This is a genomic window from Devosia sp. Leaf420, assembly GCF_001425445.1.
Classification (GTDB): Bacteria; Pseudomonadota; Alphaproteobacteria; order Rhizobiales; family Devosiaceae; genus Devosia.
On the sequence record NZ_LMQU01000012.1, the window covers coordinates 102,237 to 121,299 of the forward strand.

Genomic DNA, 19,063 nt, shown 5'->3' on the forward strand with positions numbered 1-19,063 from the left:
GGAGCCGATACCCATGGAAAAGCCAGTCCTCAGCGTCGAAAATCTCTCGCTCGATTTTCATCTTCGCACGCACATTCTCCATGCCGTCCGCGATGTGAGCTTTGAGCTCCACCGCGGCCGCACCCTCGCGCTCGTCGGCGAAAGCGGCTCCGGCAAATCCGTCACCGCGCGCTCGCTCATGCGCATCGTTGACAAGCCCGGCGTCATGGTCGGTGGCCGGATCATTCTCCGCACCCAGGGCCGCGAAGTCGATCTCGCCCAGCTTGCCTCCAATAGTCCCGAGGTCCGTGCCTTCCGCGGCTCCCGCATCGGTCTCATCTTCCAGGAGCCGATGTCCTCGCTCTCGCCAGTCCACACCATCGGCAGCCAGATCGATGAAGTGATCCGTTTGCATTCGGGGATGGACAAGCGGACCGCTCGCGCCCGCACCGTTGAGCTTCTTGGGCAGGTTGAGATTCCCAACCCCGCCGAAATGGCCGATCGCTACACCTTCGAATTCTCGGGTGGCATGCGCCAGCGCGCCATGATCGCCATGGCGCTCGCGGTCAATCCCGACATTCTCATCGCTGACGAACCGACCACGGCGCTCGACGTCACCACCCAGGCCGAAATCCTCGACCTCATCAAGCGCCTGCAGACCGAGCGCGGCATGGCCATGCTGCTCATCACCCACGACATGGGCGTCGTCGCCGAAGTCGCCGATGATGTCGCCGTCATGCGCTTCGGCCGCATCGTCGAGACCGGCACGGTCGACGAGATCTTCCACGCCCCCCAGCACGCCTATACCCAGCGCCTTCTCGCATCGACCCTCAAACTCGAGCAACCCGCAGATGCTCGCGCCGAGGCCGTCATCACGCCCCAGCCGCTCCTGACGGTAAAAGGTCTCACCAAAGTCTATGGCGGCGCTAAAGGCTTTCTCGGCACCAAAAAATTCGCGCTCAAGGCCGTCGACGATGTCAGCCTGGTCCTCCATGCCGGCGAAAATCTCGGCGTCGTCGGCGAATCCGGCTCCGGCAAAACCACCCTTGGGCGCCTCATTCTCCGCATCGTCGAGCCGACTGCAGGACAGGTCCTCTACCGCCAAAAGGACGGTAAGGAGATCGACGTCACCGCGCTCTCCAAATCAGACCTGCGCAAATTCCACGCCGACGTGCGCCTGATCTTCCAGGACCCCTTCGCCTCGCTCAACCCCCGCATGACCATCCGCCAGATAATCGGCGATCCACTCGTCGTCGAAGGCAAGCTCAAGGGCAAGGAGATCGAAGAAAAGACCGCCGAACTCCTCCGGCTCGTCGGCCTCTCGCCCGATGTCATGGAGCGCTATCCCCACGCCTTCTCCGGCGGCCAGCGCCAGCGCATCGGTATCGCCCGCGCGCTCGCGCTCGATCCCCGCATCATCATCGCCGATGAAGCGACTTCCGCCCTCGACGTGTCGATCCGTAGTCAGATCCTCGATCTGCTGCTCGAGATCCAAAGCCGGCTCGAACTCTCCTTCATCTTCATCTCCCATGACATCTCCGTCGTTCGCTATTTCTGCGATCGCGTCGCCGTCATGCATCGGGGCAAACTGGTCGAGATCGGTCCGGCCGAAACGATCTGCACAAGCCCGAATGAAGACTATACCCGCGCCCTGATCTCGGCCGTTCCCAATCCTGACCCCCGCAATAAGCGGATGTTGCACCGAACACGCCTTGCGGCCCTCTCAACGTCAACGTGATGCTACCGAAATGACTACCAATCAGCGTGCCGTGTTAACCGGCGCAGGCGCCATGAGCCGCAAGTGGCTCGACGCCATAAAAACTGTCGGCGGCGTCGATATCGTCGGCATTGTCGACATTAATCCCGCCAATGCCGAGGCTCGCGCCGCCGAGCAAAACATCAATCCCGAGATCGGCACTGACCTCAAAGCGATGTTGGATAGATTATCTCCCGAGATCGTCTTCGACGTCGCCATCCCCGCCGTCCGTCACGGCATCGTCTCGACCGCCCTTGCGGCCGGCGCCCATGTGCTTTCCGAAAAGCCCATGGCCGAAACCCTTGATCAGGCTCGCGATTTGGTCGCCCGCGCCGAAGCCGCCGGTCGTTTCCACGTCGTCATCCAGAACCGCCGCTACCTCGCCCAACTCCGCCGCATCCGCCGTCTCGTCGCCTCCGGCGCCATCGGGGATATCACTGGCGTCCACTGCGACTTTTTCCTCGATCCCCACTTCGGCGGCTTCCGCGAACAGATGCCCCACGTCCTCCTTCTGGACATGGCGGTCCACACCTTCGACGCCGCCCGCTTCGTCATCGACGATGCCGCCACCTCGGTCTATGCCGACGAGTGGAACCCCGCCGGCTCCTGGTACGAACGCGACGCCTCCGCCTTTGCTAGCTTCCGATTTTCGCAAGGCGCCGTAATGACTTACCGCGGCTCCTGGGCTGCGGCGGGCCTCCGCACAAGTTGGGAAAGCACCTGGCGCATCACCGGCACAGAGGGCTCCATCCTCTGGGACGGCGCCGACGACATCCGCGCCGAACGTGCTCAGCCTCATATCGCCGGTAAGCTCCTACCCGACACGCAAGCCCTTGAAATTCCAGCACTAGACCCGGCCGACCGCATCGGCGGCCACCTTGGCGTCATCACCGATTTTCTTGATGCCACCCGTGGCGGCCCCGAGCCCGAAACGGTCAGCCGCGAAAACATCAAAAGTCTCGCCATGGTCCTCGGAGCGATCGACAGCTCCACCTCCGGCCGTCGCGTAGAAATCGTAATTTAGGAGAAAATTCATGGTCATAGCCCCCAAAGCCATTCGCATCGGCACGATGATCCGCGGCCACGAACCGGACCCGGTTGGCTATCTCGAAAAGATCCTCCCGCACGGCTTTGAAAGCATCGAGCCCTATTTCTGGCAGACCGTAAACAAGGATCTGCCCGAGCTCGCCAAGCGGTTGAAAGACGTCATCGGCGACCGCGACGTCACCATGTCGACCCTGGGCATGTTCGGTAACCCCTTGGAAGAACAGCCAAAAGACATCGACACCCTGCGCGGCTGGGAAGCGCTGATCGACAACGCCCACCATTTTGGTGCCACCTGCGTCGCCGGCTTTACTGGTCGCATCCGCAATCGACCGCTGCCCGAAAGCCTGCCGCAGTTCAAGCAGATCTGGTCCGAACTCTCCAAGCGCGCCGCCGACAAGGGCGTAAAAATCGCCTTCGAAAACTGCGCCATGCGCGGCAATTGGGAAACCGGCGATTGGAACATCGCCCACAATCCCGACGCTTGGGAAATGATGTTCAACGAGGTGCCGGAAGACAATCTCGGGCTCGAATGGGAGCCGTGTCATCAGATGGTCTATCTTATTGATCCCATTCCGCAAATTCGTAAGTGGGCGCATAAGTTCTTTCATGTCCATGGCAAGGATGCCACCATCCGTTGGGATGTCATCAAGTCCCAGGGCTATGGCGGCAAGGAGAAAGCCGTCTGGATGCGCACCCCCGGTTTTGGCGATACCAACTGGTTCGACGTCATCTCAGAACTCCGCCTCGCCGGCTGGTCCGGCTCCATTGATATCGAAGGCTGGCATGACCCGGTCTATCGCGAGGAGCTAGAAATGGTCGGCCAAGTCCACGCGCTCAACTATCTCAAAGCCGCCCGTGGCGGCGACTTCGTCCCCTATCCCGGCCCGCTCAAGGGAGCCTGACCCGTGCCGCGTTTTTCTGCAAATATCTCAATGCTCTATCCCGAACTGCCCTTCTTGGAGCGGTTCGCTGCTGCAGCTACGGACGGCTTCGAGGCCGTCGAATATGTGGGCGCCTATGACCAGGATCCCGCTGAACTCAAATCATTGTTGAAGCAGCATGGCCTGACCCAGGCTCTGTTCAACCTGCCAGCCGGCAACTGGGCTGCCGGTGAGCGGGGCATCGCCTGCCACGCCGATCGGATCGAAGATTTCCGCCAAAGTGTTGATAAGGCGATCGAATATGCCGAGGCGACGGCTTGCACGCAGGTCAATTGCCTTGCAGGCATCTCGCCAGCCGGTATCGATCGATCACCCCTCGAAAGCATCCTCATCGATAATCTCAAATATGCCGCGACGCGTCTTGCCGACAGGGGAATAAAGCTGCTGCTCGAGCCGATCAACACCCGCGACATTCCGGGATTCCTGATCAACTCGACCGATGACTACGAGCGTATTTCCGCAGCGGTCAGTCACCCAAATCTATATCTGCAATATGACTTCTATCACATGCAGGTGGTGCAGGGTGACCTGCTTCCAACCTTCAAGCGTCTCCAGTCGCACATTGCCCATGTGCAGATCGCCGACAATCCCGGACGCAACGAGCCGGGCACCGGCGAGATCAACTACCCTAATATCTTCACGGCCTTGGATGAGGCCGGTTACGCAGGCTGGGTCGGGGCAGAATACAAGCCAAAGGCCGGCACGAGCGATGGCCTGAACTGGCTCAGGGACTGGAGGGCATCAGCATGAAAATCGGATTTATTGGACTCGGCGTCATGGGGCGGCCAATGGTCGGCCATTTGATTGCCGCAGGGCACGAGGTCTTTCTCTACCGAGTGAAAGACGTCTCCCAGCATCTGGTCGAAGCCGGCAAGGCATTGGACAATCCAAAAGCGGTCGCCGAGGCTGCAGACGTGATCATCCTCATGTTGCCCGATACGCCTGATGTGGAGGCGGTTCTCTTCGGCGATGACGGCGTTGCTCAAGGCCTCGCTATGGGCAAGCTCGTCATCGATATGAGTTCGATTTCCCCTTTCGCCACGAAGGCCTTTGCGGCCCGCATCGCAGAGATTGGTGCTGGCTATGTAGACGCGCCTGTATCTGGCGGTGAAGTTGGCGCAAAAAATGCGGCGCTTACCATCATGGTCGGCGCCTCAGAAGGTGATTTCGAGAGAGCTCTGCCGCTGCTCAAGCTCATGGGCAAGAACATCACCCGGATTGGTGGAGTGGGTGATGGTCAGACAGCGAAAGTGGTCAACCAGATCATCGTTGGTCTCACAATCGAGGCTGTAGCTGAAGGCCTGACCTTGGCAAAGGCGTCCGGCGCAGATCCGGCAAAGGTCAGAGAAGCCTTGATGGGCGGCTTTGCCTCTTCGCGTATTCTCGAGGTGCACGGCGAGCGGATGATCAACGAAACATTTGATCCGGGTTTCCGCATCCGACTCCATCGCAAGGATATCGGGCTTGCTCTGGAGTCGGCAAAAGCGCTCGATCTTTATCTGCCGCACGCGGCAAATCTGCAGCAACTCATGAACAAAGCCATTGCCGATGGTCTTGGCGACAAAGACCATTCAGCGCTCATCAAAGCGCTGAGTTGAGATTGGTCGATGAGGAGGCGGCGTTGGTCTCCTCCGACCAGACTAGTCCGGCCGCACGTCCGGAACTGGCGCCAAGAGTGCAATTAGCGTGTAGGCGAGCGAGCCGAGAGCAGAATAAGAAGAGGCGAAGGTTTCGTCGCGCGGGACAGCGATCAGGCGGCCATTCTGGCAAGCTTTGAGGAAGGCGCAGTAACCGGGGATCGTCGCTTCGAGCAGGTCATAAGCGTCCTGCGCTGTTTCCCCTTCTTCAGCCCGATAGGTGACGAGGATCAGGTCTGCGTCGAGTTCGGGCAGGCGTTCCGGGCTGAAATCGGCGAACTTGCCGTATTCGATTTCCTTGACAGCGTCTGGCATGGCGAAGTCGGCCTCGTCGAGGAGACGCCCTAGCGCTGCAAAGTGGCGGTATGATCGGATTTGGCCTTCGACTGCCGCGATGACGTTTACGGAAATATTTGGTGCATCGACCTGGGCCTTGAGCTGATTGAGCTGCTGCGCGTAGCGCGTTTCGAGAAGCTTTAGCGCGTCACCCGTGCCGGTGATTTCGGCGAGGCGATCATAGAGCTCGAACTTGTCGCTTCGGTTGAAATCGAGCAGCACGGTCGGGGCGATACTGGCGAACGCCTCCGGGTCCTGGTTAGTCGAGAGGATGATCAGATCGGGATCGACGGCGGCGACAGCCTCGGGGTCGATCTCGGTGCCGGTGCCAAGGAAGGTGATCGGGGCCGTATCGAAATCGACGCCGGTCAGCATCTTGGATGAGCGCATGAAGGGTTGGCTCTCGATGACCACGCGACCGTGGCTGCCAACGGGCGTGACGCCAAGCTCGATCAGCGGCACGGAAAAGAACAGGTCCTGCAGCGAGGCGATGCGCTGGGGATCGGCAGGGATTTCAACACTGCGGCCGGCATCGTCGGTAATGGTCCGCGTTTCCTGCGCGAGGGCGGGCAGGGCAAGGCATGTCGCGAGCAGCGCGGCGGCTGCGGTGGTCAGGGCGCGGGAGGGTAATGAAAACATCGGCTGCGTCCGGCTATTGAAGTCAGGGAGTGGCGGAATAGGGTGTGACGTCGTCGAGGCACCAGCGAAGGACGTCTTCGCCCTCATTGTCGGCGACGACGCTGCAATTGCCCTGCATGAAGAAGGTCTGGGCATGCATGCTTATGGTCAGTTTTGTGCCGGCGATTTCGGCCTCCAGCGCCAGGGTCTGTCCCTCTGCGGCCGTCTCGGGCAATTCGCCGTGGAGGTGGACGGTTTGTTCGGCTTTGCCGTTCCGGTTTGCCCAGGCCATGGCGGCGATTTCGGCGACTTGGATGGGTTCGGCGATATCGGTGCGGCCCTTGTAAGCCGCGACGTAAACGCGGCCTTGTTCAAGCGCGGCGAGGAATGCCGGCGCCTGGGCGGCGGTCATGCGGCCATAGCGCTGGCGCTGCGGCATAACGACGATGGAGGCAGCGAAGCGGCAGCCGCCGATATGGGTGGCCTGTACGATGTGGAATTTGGTCGCGTCAGCGGCGGCCACCAGCGCCTTGTAGGTCGAAAAACCGTGGCGGGCACAGCAGGCGTCGCGACGGCTGTCTGTGCAGACGATGATGACCTGTCGCGGATCGTGGCGGCCTTCGAAGACCCGGCCATCGACATAATCGCCGATTGCCTTGATCAAGGCGGCTTCATCCGTGAAGTCGGCATAGGTGCCTTCGGGGACGGCGTGGAGCGTCGGCAGACTGCCTTCGGCTTCGACTTTGTCGATCAGCGCGACATGGAGGCCGCCTTTGGCGGCGGCATGCATGGCGGCGCGCAATTCGGGCGACATGCCGGCCGATTCCCAACGTGGCGTGCGCCACTGTCCGCGGGGCCAGGCTAGCATGAGCGCGCGTTTGGGCGCATTGCCGGTGCCGGCTAAGGGTTCGCCGCGTTCTAGACAGAGGTCAGTGCAGAAGAGATGCTTGGCCATTACGGCGCTTCGACGAAAGGCGTGAACGGGCGGCCCGCGACATTGTTCTCGACCAGCTCGAGCGCCAGTTCGAGGCCGGTCATGGTGCTGCCGAACGTGGGTCCGGGGAGGACGACAAACTGCCCGTTCTGGCAGGCGGTGAGGGCGGCGCACCACCCGGGGGCAAATTTTTCGTAGGCCGCGCGGATGGTTTCGGGCGTCGCGTCGGGCTGCTGGCGGTAGAAGCCGAAGATGAAATCCGCGTCGAGTTGCTGGATCAGTTCGGCGCTCCAGGAGGCTTGCGTGGCGTTGAGGGCTGCAACGGCGGCGGGCTGGGCAAAGCCGAGATCGGAGAGAACCTGGGTGATAGCGCCGAGATTGGCACGATAGACCCATAGATCGTCGGCTTCTGGGAACATGAATGTGGTGGTCGCCGAGATCGCTGCGGTATCGCCGATGAAGCTCTTGGTGCGCTCGATATTAGCTTGGTAACTCTGATAGCGCGCTTCGAAATTGCCTGACTGACCGCTGACATCGGCAAGGGTGCGGAGGGTTTCGATGAGGCCAAGGGCCCCATTGTCGATGACTAGCGTCGGCGCGATCGACTGGAGCTGATCGACGACGGCTAAATCGGTATAGGTGCCGCCGATGATGAGATCGGGCTGCAGAGCGGCGATGGCCTCCACGTTCAGCGCGTTGAATTGGCCGACATATTGGATGTCTGTATTAGCATAGTCGATCCCGAGCGTATCCATGCCGCCGCGCATGAAGGTCTTGCCTTCGGCATCGACGCGGCCGGCGCTGCCGACGACCGAGGCGCCGAGCTCGTAGAGTGGCAGGGCGATGATCTGGTCATTGAGCGCAACGATGCGCTGCGGGGCGACGGGGATATCAAAGGTGCCGTTGGCCGCGGTGACATTGCGGGTTTCCTGCGCGAAGGCGGGGATGGCGAGGGTCAGCGCGAGGCCAGCCAGGGCGAAAAGGGTACGAAGCGACATGGGTAACTCCGGTTCAGTGCGTTTGCGTTGGTCGCGTGCGGACCAGGAGGATGACGAAGACGGGGACGCCGATTGCGGCGGTGATGATGCCGGCCGGGATCTGGATCGGCGCGAACGCGGCGCGGCCGAGAAGATCGGCGAGCGAGACGAGAATGGCGCCCCAGAGAGCGGTGAGGATGAGGTGCAGACCCATGCCAGCCCGCGCGAGGCGCTTGGCGGCGTGCGGGGCGATCAGGCCGACGAAGCCGAGGGGGCCGACGACGGAAGTAGCAACCGCGGCGAGGGCGACGGCAATGGCGAGCTGGATATTGTTGGCAAGGCGGATGGGGGCGCCGAGGCCGGTGGCGGTGCCTTCGCCGAACCGCATGGCGCTCATGGTGCGGCTGAGTGCGAGGAGGATAGGCGCGAGGATAACAGTCCAGCCGGCAAGGGTCGCGACATCGTTCCAGTTGGTGGCATTGATGGATCCGGCGAGCCAGGAAAGGGCGGCCATGGCGCGGTCGATCTCGCTATAGGTGAGGAGCGCGGAGGTGATGGAGGCGACAAAGGCCGAGAGGCCGATGCCCATGAGGATAAAGCGGATGGCGCCACCGCCCTGGCGGGTGTGCGACAGACCCTGGATGGCAAGGGCCACGGCGATGGCGCCGAAGAAGGCAGCCCAGGGGCGGAAAAGGGCGAGCGAGGCGGGGAAAAGAACTGTTAAGGCGACGACGGCGAGGGCGGCGCCCTGGCTGATGCCGACAAGGGAGGGATCGGCGAGGCCGTTGCGCGTGGCGTTCTGGAGGGTGGCGCCGGAGAGCGCCATCATGGCGCCGACGAGAGCGGCGGCGAGGGTGCGGGGGAAGCGGAATTCCCAGACGACGTTGTCGATGGCGCTCGAAATAGTGATGCCGCGCAGGGTGTTCCAGACTTCTTCGAGCGCGATGCCGTAGGTGCCGGTGGCGAGGCTGATGCTCATCACCAAGAGGAGGATAAGTGTGAGCGATGTGGCGGTGATGAGGGCGCGAAGGGGGATGCGGAGCGCGATTCGCTCGTCGAAGAGGCGCAGGACGAGGTGGCGGGGCGCGGCGGTGGCGTGGCTCATCGTGTCCTCCGGCGGACGAGATGGACGAAGAGCGGCGCGCCGATCATGGCGGTGATGATGCCGGTCGAGATTTCGCGGGGCGGGATGGCCACGCGGGCGATGATGTCGACGCCAAGGAGATAGGCCGCGCCGGCAAGGGCGGCGTAGGGGACGATCCAGCGATAGTCGGAGCCGACATAGAGGCGGACGACATGGGGGATGACGAGACCGATGAAGCCGAGGGGACCAGCGAGGGCGACGGCTCCGGCAGTGAGCACGACCACGACGGCGAGGAGCTGGGCCTTGAGGGGCCCTGTGCGGACGCCGAGGCCCTGGGCAACGTCGTCACCCATGGCGAGGACGGTGACGCGGGGGGCGAGGAGAATGCCGGCAAGGAGCGCGACCAGCATGGGCGGGCCGACATAATAGAGCATGGTCACGTCGCGGCCAGCGAGGCTGCCAGTGAGCCAAACACGAAGGTTTTCAAAGGTTTCCTGGTTGAGCAGGTGGATGGCGGAGATCACGGCGCCGAGGAAGGCGCTGACTGAGGCGCCTGCAAGGGTCATGCTCAGCGGCGTGGCGCCACCGGGGACAAGTCTGGCGATGATGTAGACGATCGCTGCGGCGCCGAGGGAGCCGGCCATGGCGATCCAGGGCAGGAGGGCCATGGTGGCGAGGCCATAGACCGAGGTGGCGATGACGACGGCAAAGGCGGCGCCACTGGTGAGGCCGAGGAGGGCTGGATCAGCCAGGGGATTGCGAGTGACGCCCTGCATCAGCGCGCCGGCAAGGGCCAGGGTGGCGCCGACGACCACGGCGATCACGGCGCGCGGCAGGCGCAGGTTGAAGACGATGACGTGGTCGAAGTCCTTGGAATCGAAAGCGAAAAAGGCATCGACGACGGTGCCGAGCGGCAGGGCTTTGGCGCCGACGGCGATGTGGAGAAGGAAGAGACCGGCGAGGATGGCGAGCAGAACCGGCACGCCGGACCATGAGCGCGCGGAATGGCGAACGGGCGATGGTGCGGCTGCAACCGTCACTGCGCAGCCTCGAGGACGCGGCGGCGGGCGCCGACGGGGACGCAAACGAGGCGGCCGCTGACCGGATCGCGGAGCACGCTGGCATCGAGATCGAAGACGTGTTTCAGGCGGTCGGCGGTGAAGATATCGTTGGGTTCGCCGGCGGAAACGATCTTCCCGTCCTTCATCATGACGAGGTAATCGGCATAGGCCGCAGCGAGGCTGAGCTCGTGGAGAACTATTAAAAGCGTGTGGCCGCGATCGTGGGCGAGGCTGGCGAAAAGGTCCATCAGATCGACCTGGACCTTGAGGTCGAGGAAGGTCGTTGGCTCGTCGAGAAGGATGAGGCGGGTCTCCTGGGCGAGGACCATGGCGACCCAGCAGCGCTGGCGCTGGCCGCCGGAAAGCGTATCGACGCTGCGATCAGCAAACTGGGTGATACCGGCAGTTTCGATAGCATATTCAACGGCTTCTTCGTCGGCGCGAGTCCATTGGCGGAGAAGGGACTGGTGCGGATAGCGGCCTTGGGAGACGAGTTCGCGGACGGTCAGGCCTTCGGGGGCGACTGGGCCTTGGGGGAGAAGGCCGAGTTTGGAGGCGACGGCGCGGGTGTTGAGCGCGTGGATGTCTTTGCCTTCGAGAAGCACCTGGCCGCGGGACGGGGATAGAATACGCGCCAGGGTCTTGAGCAGGGTGGATTTGCCGCAGCCATTGGGGCCGACGAGGACGGTGACCTTGCCATCTGGGACGAGGAGATCGACGGCATCGAGGATGGGGGCGTCGGCGTAGCCGGCGTCGATACCGACTGCTTCGAGACGGCTCATCGGGGTCTCCGGGCTCAAGCAAGTACTGGCGTGTCTTGGTTCAATTTAACCTGAGTGTCAAGTTCAGATATAGGCGCAATGAGGCTTCGACGGGTATGAAAAAGCCCTCCGAAATTTTCGGGCGGAGGGCTTAATGTCGTGGCGGCGCAGTGCGTTAGACGGGCAGCATCAGCGTGGTGTTGCGCGTCAGCTTTGCGGTGAGCGGCAGGTCGGCGGAGGATTGGCCGACGTGGAGGGTGAAGTCGCCGGCTTCGACCAGCCAGTGCTTGGCTTCGGTGCGGAAAAAGGCGAAGGAGCGGGCGTCGAGGGGGAGGATAACTTTTTTGGACTCGCCGGGCTCCAGGGCGATTTTGGCGAAGGCCTTGAGTTCTTTCGCGGGGCGCGGGGACGAAGATTGGGCGTCTCCGACATATAATTGGACCACTGTCGAGCCCGCGCGCGGACCCGAATTCGTTACCATTACGCTAACATTGACATCGCCATCGGCCTCAAACCGTGACTCTTCGACAGTCAGGTCGCCGAGATCGAAGCGCGTGTAGCTCAAACCGAAGCCGAAGGGGTAAAGCGGGGTCATGCCCAAGCGGTCATAGTGGCGATAGCCGACGAAAATCCCTTCTTCGTAACGCACCTTGCCTTCAAGCCCTGGATAGACTTCGCGGTCCTGGCTGTGAGCCGGGTTATCGGCCCAGCGGACGGGGAAAGTCTGGGGCAGTCGGCCGCCGGGTTCGGCGGCGCCGGTCAGAACATCGGCGATGGCGTTCCCGGCTTCCTGGCCGGGGTACCAGGCTTGGAGGACCGCTTCGACCTGATCGATCCAGGGCATTTCGACGGGGCCGCCGGTCTGGAGGATGACGACGGTTTTGGGGTTGGCCTTGGCGATGGCGGCGACGAGGTCGTTCTGGCGGCCTGGGAGTTCGATGCCGTCGAGGTCGCTGCCTTCGGTGTCCCATTCGCCATTGCGGCCGATGAAGAGGAGAGCGATTTCGGCGTCGGCGGCGAGAGCGGCTGCGTCATCGATGGCCTCTTGGCCGAGCGGGAAGCCGATGCCGCAGGCGAAGGCGGCGAGGCCGAGCGTGGCAAAGTCCTTGGTGCCGAATTCGATGGTGATGTCGTAGGTGCGGCCCGCTTCCATATCGATCGTGCCGACGACTTCATCGCAGCCTTCTTCGAAGAAGGTGCGGCCCTTGGTCCAATTGGTCCAGGCATCGGCGACGAGCTTGCCATCGACATAGACCTTGGTGAAACCGGCCGAATAAATGCCGACACGATGGGTGCCGGTGTTTTCGGCGGTGTAGCTGCCGGTGACGCGGGCGGAGAAGTGGAGGGGATCGACCTTGCCCTCGGCAACTTGGCCGATCCAGAAGGCCTGGGCGTCTTCCATTGTGCCGGTATGGACCGGGTTGCCTTCGAGCTTTTCGTTGGCGAAGTAATCGACCTTGAGCGTGCCGCGGAGCAATGGCTCGAAGCGATCATTGGTGCAGCCGGGAGCGTAGGTCAGGCGGTTTTCGCCAAGCTGGTCGACGAGGCCTTCCCAAGGCGAGATGCGATAGTGGGCGTTAAGCTGGGCGCTGCCGCCACCCATGATCTGGGCGCGCTTGGCATTGGGGCCGATGACGGCGATCTTGCCATTGCCGGCGAGCGGCAAAATGCCCTGGTTCTTGAGCAGCACGGCGGCTTCGGCCCCAGCGCGGCGGATGAGGGCGCGGTGTTCGGGGCGATCATTGGCCTCTTCATTGTGGGGGCGGTGATCGTCGAGCGATCCGGTGCGCTGCATCAGGCGCAGCATGGCAAGAACGCGCTTCTCGAGCGTTGCTGCAGAGACAGCGCCGGAATTGACGGCGTCGATCAGCTTTTGGCCACGATCGCGCGCGGGGCCGGGCATTTCGAGATCGAGGCCGGTATTGACGGTTTCGGCGGTCGAGTGCGAGCCGAACCAATCGGACATGACGATGCCATCATATTTCCACTCGTCGCGGAGGACGGTGGTCAGCAGCCAATTGTGCTCGGAGGTGAATGTGCCGTTGAGGCGGTTATAGGAGCTCATGACGCCCCAGGTGCCAGCCTTTTTGACCGCCCATTCGAAGGGGATCAGATAGATTTCTCTGAGGCTCCGCTCGTCGATCTGGCTCGACATGGCCGTGCGCTCGATCTCGCTCTCATTGCCGACGAAATGCTTGATGGTCGCGCCGATGCCCTGATCCTGAAGGCCGGTGATATAGCCCACGGCGAGCTCGGCTGAGAGGAAGGGGTCTTCAGAATAGCATTCGAAATTGCGGCCATTGGTGACCGAGCGATGGATATTGACCGTGGGCGCCAGCAGCATATGCGCGCCCTTGGATTTGACCTCATCGGCGAGTGCGGTGCCTATCTCGTGGGCCAGTTCGACATTCCAGGTGGCGCCGATGGCGATGCCGACCGGGAAGCTCGCCGACTTGACGCCGCCGATCAGAGATCCGCCGCCGCGTGCGCCATTGGGACCATCGCTGACGCGCAACTTGCCGATGCCGAGACGTTGGACCGCGGGCACGGACCAGAAATCCTCGCCCGAGAGGAGCGAGACTTTTTCTTCGAGCGTCAGCTCGGCGAGGAGTTGCTTGATGCGGTCTTCGGTCTGGTCGGTCATGCGGGACTTCCGTCGATGAAAAGGTTGCGCGCAGAGCTTCCTTGGCACTTTCCGGCGAGAGGCGGAAGGGCGTTAGGCGCCGATCTGTTGGGAAACAAGGCCGGTGCGGGCCGAGGCGATGTGCTTGCGCATGATGAGTTCGGCAAGGTCGGCGTCGCGGTCGGCGATGGCATCGACAATGCGCTCATGTTCGGTCAAGGCGCGCTGGGCGCGGCCGGGCACGATGCGGTGCTGCATGCGGTAGAGGCGAAAGAGGGTGTAATATTCGCCGCAGAGCAGATCGAAGAGATGCTGATTGCGGCCGATGCGAGCAATCATGAAGTGGAAATCGGAATTGGCCGTTGCCTGCCAATAGACCATGGCATCGTCGGTCGAGAGCATCTCGCGGTGCATTTTCAGCATGGCGCGCAGCCGATCGACTTCCTCTTCCGTCGCATGCTCGGCGGCTTGGCGGGCGGCGAGGCCCTCGAGGACTTCGCGGATGGTGAAGAGTTCGAGGGCGTTGGCCGCGGTGGGCACGACGACCCGGACGCCCTGGCGCGGCGCACGGGTGACGAGCTTGCGCTCCTCGAGTCGGCGGATGGCTTCGCGCAGGGGGCCGCGGCTGACACCATATTGGGCGGCGAGACGCGGTTCGCTGAGCTTGGTGCCGGCGGCAAAGGTGCCCCGGACGATGGCCTCGCTCATCTGTTCGAAAAGCTGGTCGGTGAGGAGGCGGTCATCCGCCTCCCCAATTGTGTCGATCGCTTGATCCAAGACGATCTCCTTTGCCGGTCTCAGTCGAGACCGTGATCGAAGATGCCCTGGCCGGTGGGCTTCGATGGAGTCACGCTGCCCTGGGGCAGGGCCGGGATGAGGACATCGAGCGTGCCGGCGGCTAGGTTGGCAAAGCCCTTGGCGGCGTCGAGGAAGGTCTGGCGATCCGCGTCAGCCAGTTGGCCCTTGGTGAGGGTTTCGAATTTGCCGGCATAGTCGGGCCAGGTCCAGGGGTGGTTGCCATTGGGGTGGGCGTCGGCAACGCCGCGCTCGCCGGTGATGACGCGGCCATCATCGAGGGTGACGATGATCTTGCCACCGAAAGCGCGCTTGTCCGGGTTGGGGTCAAGGTAGCGCACGGTCCAGGAGGGTTCTTCGACGGTGCGGATCTTGTGCCAGAGGGCGACGGTGGACGCGGTGCGGGCGCGCTCACGAGTGTAGGAATCGACGTGGTGCCATTTGCGGTCTTCGAGGGCGACCGCGAGGATATACATGATCGAATGATCGAGCGTTTCGCGGCTGGCCTCCGGGTCCATCTTCTGCGGATCATTGGCGCCGGTGCCGATGACATTATGCGTGTGATGGCTGGTTTCGAGGAGGATGTCTCTAACCTTGGAGAGGTCGCCAATTTCCCTGGAGAGGTCGATGGCGAGATCGATCAAGGCCTGGGCCTGATATTCGGCTGAGTGGGCCTTGGTGTAGGTTTCCATGATGCCGCGCGGGCTCTCGCCGGGGGCAGGGAGAGAGACCTGATAGGCGTCGTTCTTGCCGCCGAGCATATAGGCGAGCACGGAGTCTTCGCCTTCATAGATCGGGGAGGGCGAGGCCTCGCCGCGCATGGCGCGATCGACGCATTCTATGGCGAGCTTGCCCGAGAAGCCGGGGACATAGGCCTTCCACGACGAGATTTCGCCCTTGCGCGATTGGCGGGTGGAAAAGCTCAGGTGCACGGCCTGGTTGACCGCTTGGAAGATCACTTCGGTTGGGAGGCCCAGCATGGCGCCGATGGCGGCGGTGGTCGCGGGGGCGAGGTGGGCGACGTGGTCTTTCTTATATTTGTGGAGCGAGATGGCCTTCACCAGAGCCACATGGACTTCATACGTTACGGCGATGCCGCGGGCGAGGGCCTTGCCGTCGATGCCCAATTGCTGGGCTACGGCGATCAACGGGGAGATGGCGTCGCCGGGGTGGGAATAGTCGGCGGCGAGGAACGTGTCGTGAAAGTCGAGTTCGCGGACGGCGGTGGCATTGGCCCAAGCGGCCCATTCGGCATCGACGCGGGTGCCGCTGCCGAGGCCATAAAGGGTCGAGCCGCCCTTGCGCGGATGGGCGAGCGCCATGGCGCGGGCGGCAGCGACGGGGGCGCGATTGATCGCGGCGAGACCAACGCTGGCATTGTCGACGATACGGCAGGCGATCATTTCGACGACGTCGTCATCGAGCGGGCCGCAATTGGCGGCGAACTCGGCGATGTGCCAGGCGAGCTGGTCCTCGCGCTTGAGATTGGCGGCGGAGGGATGAACTTTGACGTCGTAGGTTTTCATGGTCGAGCGGGAGTCCTTGATCTTAGGCGTGGGCGCGGAGGCGCTTGAGGAAGATGGGCAGAGCGAGAAGCAGCACCGCAAGGGTGATGAGGATTGCCGAAAGTGGCGTCGAAACCAGGACCATCGGATTGCCCTGACCGGCGGCAAGGGCGGTGCGGAGCTGGGTTTCTGCCATCGGGCCGAGGATGAGTCCGATCAGCACCGGCGCGATGGGGAAATCATAGACGCGCATGACATAACCGGCGAGGCCGACGACGAGCATGATGGTGAGGTCCACCCATGACCCGGCAAGACCCCAGACGCCGATCATGGCGAAGACGAGGATGCCGGCATAGAGCTGCGGCCGGGGGATGCGGAGGAGCTGCACCCAGATGCCGACGAGCGGCAAATTGAGCACCAGCAACATGACATTGCCCACATAGAGCGAGGCGATGAGGCCCCAGATCAGCGCGGGGTTCGAGGTGAAGAGGAAGGGGCCGGGCTGGAGGCCGTAGTTCTGGAAGGCGGCCAGCAGCACCGCCGCGGTGGCCGAGGTGGGGAGCCCGAGCGTCAAGAGGGGCACGAGGATGCCGGCGGCGGCGGCGTTGTTGGCGGCCTCCGGGCCGGCGACGCCTTCGATGGCGCCCTTGCCGAATTCTTCGGGATATCTGGTGAGTTTGCGTTCGAGCGTATAACTCAGCATGGTCGGGATTTCCGAGCCGCTGCCGGGGAGTGCGCCCATGGGAAAGCCGATGGCGGTGCCGCGCAGCCATGGTTTCCAGGAGCGGGCAAAATCCTGCCTGGTCATCCAGAGCTGGCCCTTGATGGGGGCCATGACGCCGGGGGTCGAGCGATAGCGGCTCGCGACATAGAGGATTTCGCCGACGGCAAAGAGCGAGACGAGGACCACGGTCAGCGCAATGCCGCGGAGAAGCTGCATATTGCCGAAGGTGAGGCGCGCTTGGCCGGTCATGGTGTCGATGCCGATGACGCCGATGGCGATGCCGAGAAAGAGCGAGATGAAGCCGCGGGTGCGCGAGGTGCCCATGACGACGGCCACCGAGCAGAAGGCGAGCGCGGTGATGGCGAAATAGTCGGTCGGCTTGAAATAGAAGGCGAGTTCGGCGACGGCGGGCGCGGCGAAGGTCAGGCAGAGCGTCGCGATGGTGCCGGCGACGAAGGAGCCGATGGCGGCGGTGGCGAGGGCTGCAGCGCCGCGACCGGCGCGGGCCATCTTATTCCCTTCGAGCGCGGTCATCATCGAGCCGGCTTCGCCGGGGGTGTTGAGGAGGATCGAGGTGGTCGAGCCGCCATACATGGCGCCGTAGAGAATGCCGGCAAACATGATGAAGGCGGAGGTCGGGGCGAGGGCTGTGGTGACGGGCAGCAGCAGAGCGATGGTCAAAGCCGGGCCAATGCCGGGCAGGATGCCGATGGCCGTGCCGAGAACGGAGCCGACGAGCGCCCACATGAGATTGGTCGGCTGCAGGGCGACGCCGAAGCCTTGGAGGAGGAGTTCAAAGGTTCCCACGGCTCATACCCCCAGCGGCGGAAAGAAGCGGCCAAGCTGGAGGCCGAGCTGATGGAATAGGAACCAACTGCCGGAGGCGAGAATGGCGCCATAGACGAGGTCGAGATACCAGCGGCGCGAACCGAAAGCGTTGGCGACGAGGACGAAGGAGAGGGTGGCGGTGAAGGGCATGCCGAGCGGGCCCATGGTGACGATCGGCAAAGCGACGGCGACGAGAGCGGTGAGGAATGCGCGCCTGTCCATTTTGGTGGCGCCGTCAGCGTCTTCGGCGTCCTGCGCCTCAAACGTTTCGCCGCGCCAGATTTGCACCATGAGGAGGGCGCCTAGGAGCAGCAAGGCCCCGCCAGCGACGGTGACGAAAAGGCCGGGTCCGACGGCGGCATAGCGGGCGCCCTGCGGCAGGCCGAAGGCGTTGTAGAGCCAGACGGCGCCCATGACCATGAGGCCAAGGCCGATCCAATAGGGTTTTGGCGTGGTGGAGGCAGCCGCGCGGCTGCCTCCGGTCGTGTTGCGCTCGTCAGTTGACAAGGCCGGCGTCCTTCAGGATCTGGCCCTGGCGCTCGGTTTCTTCGGCGATGAAGGCGCCGAATTCTCCGCCGGGGAGGAAGTAATCTTCCCAGCCCTGGGCTTCGAGCACGGCCTTCCACGCATCGCTCTGGGAGAGCTTGGTGAAGTTGTCGACCCACATGGCATAGTTGTCATCCGGCGCGCCGGGGGCAGCGAGGATACCGCGCCAATTGGCGATCTCGACGTCATAGCCGGCTTCCTTGAAGGTCGGCACATCGGGGAGATTGGGGCGCCGTTCGGCCGAGGTCACGGCGAGGAGCTTGATGCGACCCTGTTCGGCGAACTGGGCGAATTCGGACGTGCCGGAGACGCCGGCCACGAGCGTGCCATTGACGATGGCCGTCACGGTTTCGGCGCCCGAGGTCTGCGGGATGTAGTTGAGATCGGCGACAGGGATATCGCCGGCCTGCGCCAGCAAAGCGAGCGAAATGTGGTCGACGCCACCGGCAGAGCCACCGCCGAGTGCAGCGGCGCCAGGATCAGCCTTGATCCCGGCAACGAGGTCAGCCAGCGTGTTGTAGGGCGAATCTGCAGCCACCGCGATCACCAGATATTCCGCCGTCATGCGGGCAACGGGGCGGAATTCGGCGAGGTTGATCGGCGAATTGTTGAGGGCGATGGCGCCGACGGTGATGGCGCCGAAAACGGCGAGGGAATCGGGCTGGCCGCTGGCGGTGCCGAGGAATTCGGCGAGACCGACAGTACCGCCTGCGCCGCCCGTATTGGTGAAATTGACGCCGCCGGTATAGATGCCGGCATCGTTCATGGCCTGAAAGGCCTGGCGGCCGAGGCTATCCCAGCCGCCGCCTGGATTGGCCGGCAGCATGACATTGACCTGCGCCACTGCAGCGCCGGTGCCGAGCGCAGCCGTCATCGCCAAGACGGCGAGCGTCTTCGAAAAGTACATGTGA

General features: G+C 63.1%; 17 protein-coding genes. 5 read left to right on the top strand and 12 right to left on the bottom strand.

The window, feature by feature from the left end:
- The first annotated feature begins 13 nt into the window (after positions 1-13).
- Genes ASG47_RS13825 through ASG47_RS13845 form a run of 5 tightly spaced genes read left to right on the top strand, consistent with a single transcriptional unit; the run spans position 14 to position 5,321 of the window.
- Positions 14-1,717 (top strand): ABC transporter ATP-binding protein, encoded by a 1,704-nt coding sequence (locus ASG47_RS13825; protein ID WP_061909987.1) that lies wholly within the window; start codon positions 14-16, stop codon positions 1,715-1,717.
- A 10-nt stretch (positions 1,718-1,727) separates the two neighbouring features.
- A complete protein-coding gene (locus ASG47_RS13830; RefSeq protein WP_061909989.1) occupies positions 1,728-2,759 on the top strand; it encodes a Gfo/Idh/MocA family protein in 1,032 nt (343 codons plus the stop codon).
- A gap of 10 nt (positions 2,760-2,769) precedes the next feature.
- Positions 2,770-3,684 carry a sugar phosphate isomerase/epimerase family protein gene (locus tag ASG47_RS13835; protein WP_061909991.1) on the top strand — a complete coding sequence of 305 codons (915 nt, stop codon included), beginning with the start codon at positions 2,770-2,772 and terminating at the stop codon, positions 3,682-3,684.
- Between the two features lie 3 nt (positions 3,685-3,687).
- Positions 3,688-4,473 carry a 2-oxo-tetronate isomerase gene (otnI, locus tag ASG47_RS13840; protein WP_061909993.1) on the top strand — a complete coding sequence of 262 codons (786 nt, stop codon included), beginning with the start codon at positions 3,688-3,690 and terminating at the stop codon, positions 4,471-4,473.
- Positions 4,464-5,321 (top strand): 2-hydroxy-3-oxopropionate reductase, encoded by an 858-nt coding sequence (locus ASG47_RS13845; RefSeq protein WP_244487120.1) that lies wholly within the window; start codon positions 4,464-4,466, stop codon positions 5,319-5,321. The genes otnI and ASG47_RS13845 overlap by 10 nt, the downstream gene beginning before the upstream one ends.
- A 42-nt stretch (positions 5,322-5,363) precedes the next feature.
- On the opposite strand, the gene ASG47_RS13850 is transcribed toward ASG47_RS13845, so the two are convergent.
- From ASG47_RS13850 to ASG47_RS13905, 12 genes are all read right to left on the bottom strand, one after another.
- Positions 5,364-6,335 (bottom strand): ABC transporter substrate-binding protein, encoded by a 972-nt coding sequence (locus tag ASG47_RS13850; protein WP_061909997.1) that lies wholly within the window; start codon positions 6,333-6,335, stop codon positions 5,364-5,366.
- 22 nt (positions 6,336-6,357) lie between these two features.
- Positions 6,358-7,269, bottom strand: coding sequence for a sucrase ferredoxin (locus ASG47_RS13855; RefSeq protein WP_061909999.1), 912 nt, complete (start codon positions 7,267-7,269; stop codon positions 6,358-6,360).
- Positions 7,269-8,246 (bottom strand): ABC transporter substrate-binding protein, encoded by a 978-nt coding sequence (locus tag ASG47_RS13860; RefSeq protein WP_061910001.1) that lies wholly within the window; start codon positions 8,244-8,246, stop codon positions 7,269-7,271. Before ASG47_RS13860 ends, ASG47_RS13855 begins: the two co-directional genes overlap by 1 nt.
- A gap of 13 nt (positions 8,247-8,259) precedes the next feature.
- A complete protein-coding gene (locus tag ASG47_RS13865; protein ID WP_061910003.1) occupies positions 8,260-9,330 on the bottom strand; it encodes a FecCD family ABC transporter permease in 1,071 nt (356 codons plus the stop codon).
- Positions 9,327-10,349: a FecCD family ABC transporter permease gene (locus tag ASG47_RS13870; protein ID WP_200940943.1), complete on the bottom strand. Its 1,023-nt coding sequence runs from the start codon at positions 10,347-10,349 to the stop codon at positions 9,327-9,329. The genes ASG47_RS13865 and ASG47_RS13870 overlap by 4 nt, the downstream gene beginning before the upstream one ends.
- The gene (locus ASG47_RS13875; RefSeq protein ID WP_061910005.1) at positions 10,346-11,152 is read right to left on the bottom strand and encodes an ABC transporter ATP-binding protein; all 807 of its coding nucleotides are present in this window, start codon (positions 11,150-11,152) and stop codon (positions 10,346-10,348) included. The genes ASG47_RS13870 and ASG47_RS13875 overlap by 4 nt, the downstream gene beginning before the upstream one ends.
- A 154-nt stretch (positions 11,153-11,306) precedes the next feature.
- Positions 11,307-13,775, bottom strand: a complete 2,469-nt coding sequence (locus tag ASG47_RS13880; protein WP_061910007.1) for a beta-glucosidase — start codon at positions 13,773-13,775, stop codon at positions 11,307-11,309.
- Between the two features lie 72 nt (positions 13,776-13,847).
- On the bottom strand, positions 13,848-14,531 hold the full coding sequence (locus ASG47_RS13885) for a GntR family transcriptional regulator (RefSeq protein WP_244487112.1): 684 nt from the start codon (positions 14,529-14,531) through the stop codon (positions 13,848-13,850).
- A 20-nt stretch (positions 14,532-14,551) separates the two neighbouring features.
- Entirely contained in the window at positions 14,552-16,075 is a 1,524-nt protein-coding gene (locus ASG47_RS13890) for an MmgE/PrpD family protein (protein WP_061910011.1), read from the bottom strand.
- A 22-nt stretch (positions 16,076-16,097) separates the two neighbouring features.
- On the bottom strand, positions 16,098-17,585 hold the full coding sequence (locus ASG47_RS13895) for a tripartite tricarboxylate transporter permease (RefSeq protein WP_061910013.1): 1,488 nt from the start codon (positions 17,583-17,585) through the stop codon (positions 16,098-16,100).
- A 3-nt stretch (positions 17,586-17,588) separates the two neighbouring features.
- The gene (locus tag ASG47_RS13900) at positions 17,589-18,113 is read right to left on the bottom strand and encodes a tripartite tricarboxylate transporter TctB family protein (RefSeq protein ID WP_082511748.1); all 525 of its coding nucleotides are present in this window, start codon (positions 18,111-18,113) and stop codon (positions 17,589-17,591) included.
- Positions 18,103-19,059, bottom strand: coding sequence for a Bug family tripartite tricarboxylate transporter substrate binding protein (locus ASG47_RS13905; protein WP_061910015.1), 957 nt, complete (start codon positions 19,057-19,059; stop codon positions 18,103-18,105). The genes ASG47_RS13900 and ASG47_RS13905 overlap by 11 nt, the downstream gene beginning before the upstream one ends.
- Between the last annotated feature and the right edge of the window lie 4 nt (positions 19,060-19,063).

Bases quoted from the DNA above. Each gene is read 5' to 3' on its own strand.
- ASG47_RS13825 (WP_061909987.1), top strand. From the start codon at position 14: ATGGAAAAGCCAGTCCTCAGCGTCGAAAATCTCTCGCTCGATTTTCAT.
- ASG47_RS13830 (WP_061909989.1), top strand. From the start codon at position 1,728: ATGACTACCAATCAGCGTGCCGTGTTAACCGGCGCAGGCGCCATGAGC.
- ASG47_RS13835 (WP_061909991.1), top strand. From the start codon at position 2,770: ATGGTCATAGCCCCCAAAGCCATTCGCATCGGCACGATGATCCGCGGC.
- ASG47_RS13850 (WP_061909997.1), bottom strand. From the start codon at position 6,335: ATGTTTTCATTACCCTCCCGCGCCCTGACCACCGCAGCCGCCGCGCTG.
- ASG47_RS13855 (WP_061909999.1), bottom strand. From the start codon at position 7,269: ATGGCCAAGCATCTCTTCTGCACTGACCTCTGTCTAGAACGCGGCGAA.
- ASG47_RS13860 (WP_061910001.1), bottom strand. From the start codon at position 8,246: ATGTCGCTTCGTACCCTTTTCGCCCTGGCTGGCCTCGCGCTGACCCTC.
- ASG47_RS13865 (WP_061910003.1), bottom strand. From the start codon at position 9,330: ATGAGCCACGCCACCGCCGCGCCCCGCCACCTCGTCCTGCGCCTCTTC.
- ASG47_RS13875 (WP_061910005.1), bottom strand. From the start codon at position 11,152: ATGAGCCGTCTCGAAGCAGTCGGTATCGACGCCGGCTACGCCGACGCC.
- ASG47_RS13880 (WP_061910007.1), bottom strand. From the start codon at position 13,775: ATGACCGACCAGACCGAAGACCGCATCAAGCAACTCCTCGCCGAGCTG.
- ASG47_RS13890 (WP_061910011.1), bottom strand. From the start codon at position 16,075: ATGAAAACCTACGACGTCAAAGTTCATCCCTCCGCCGCCAATCTCAAG.
- ASG47_RS13905 (WP_061910015.1), bottom strand. From the start codon at position 19,059: ATGTACTTTTCGAAGACGCTCGCCGTCTTGGCGATGACGGCTGCGCTC.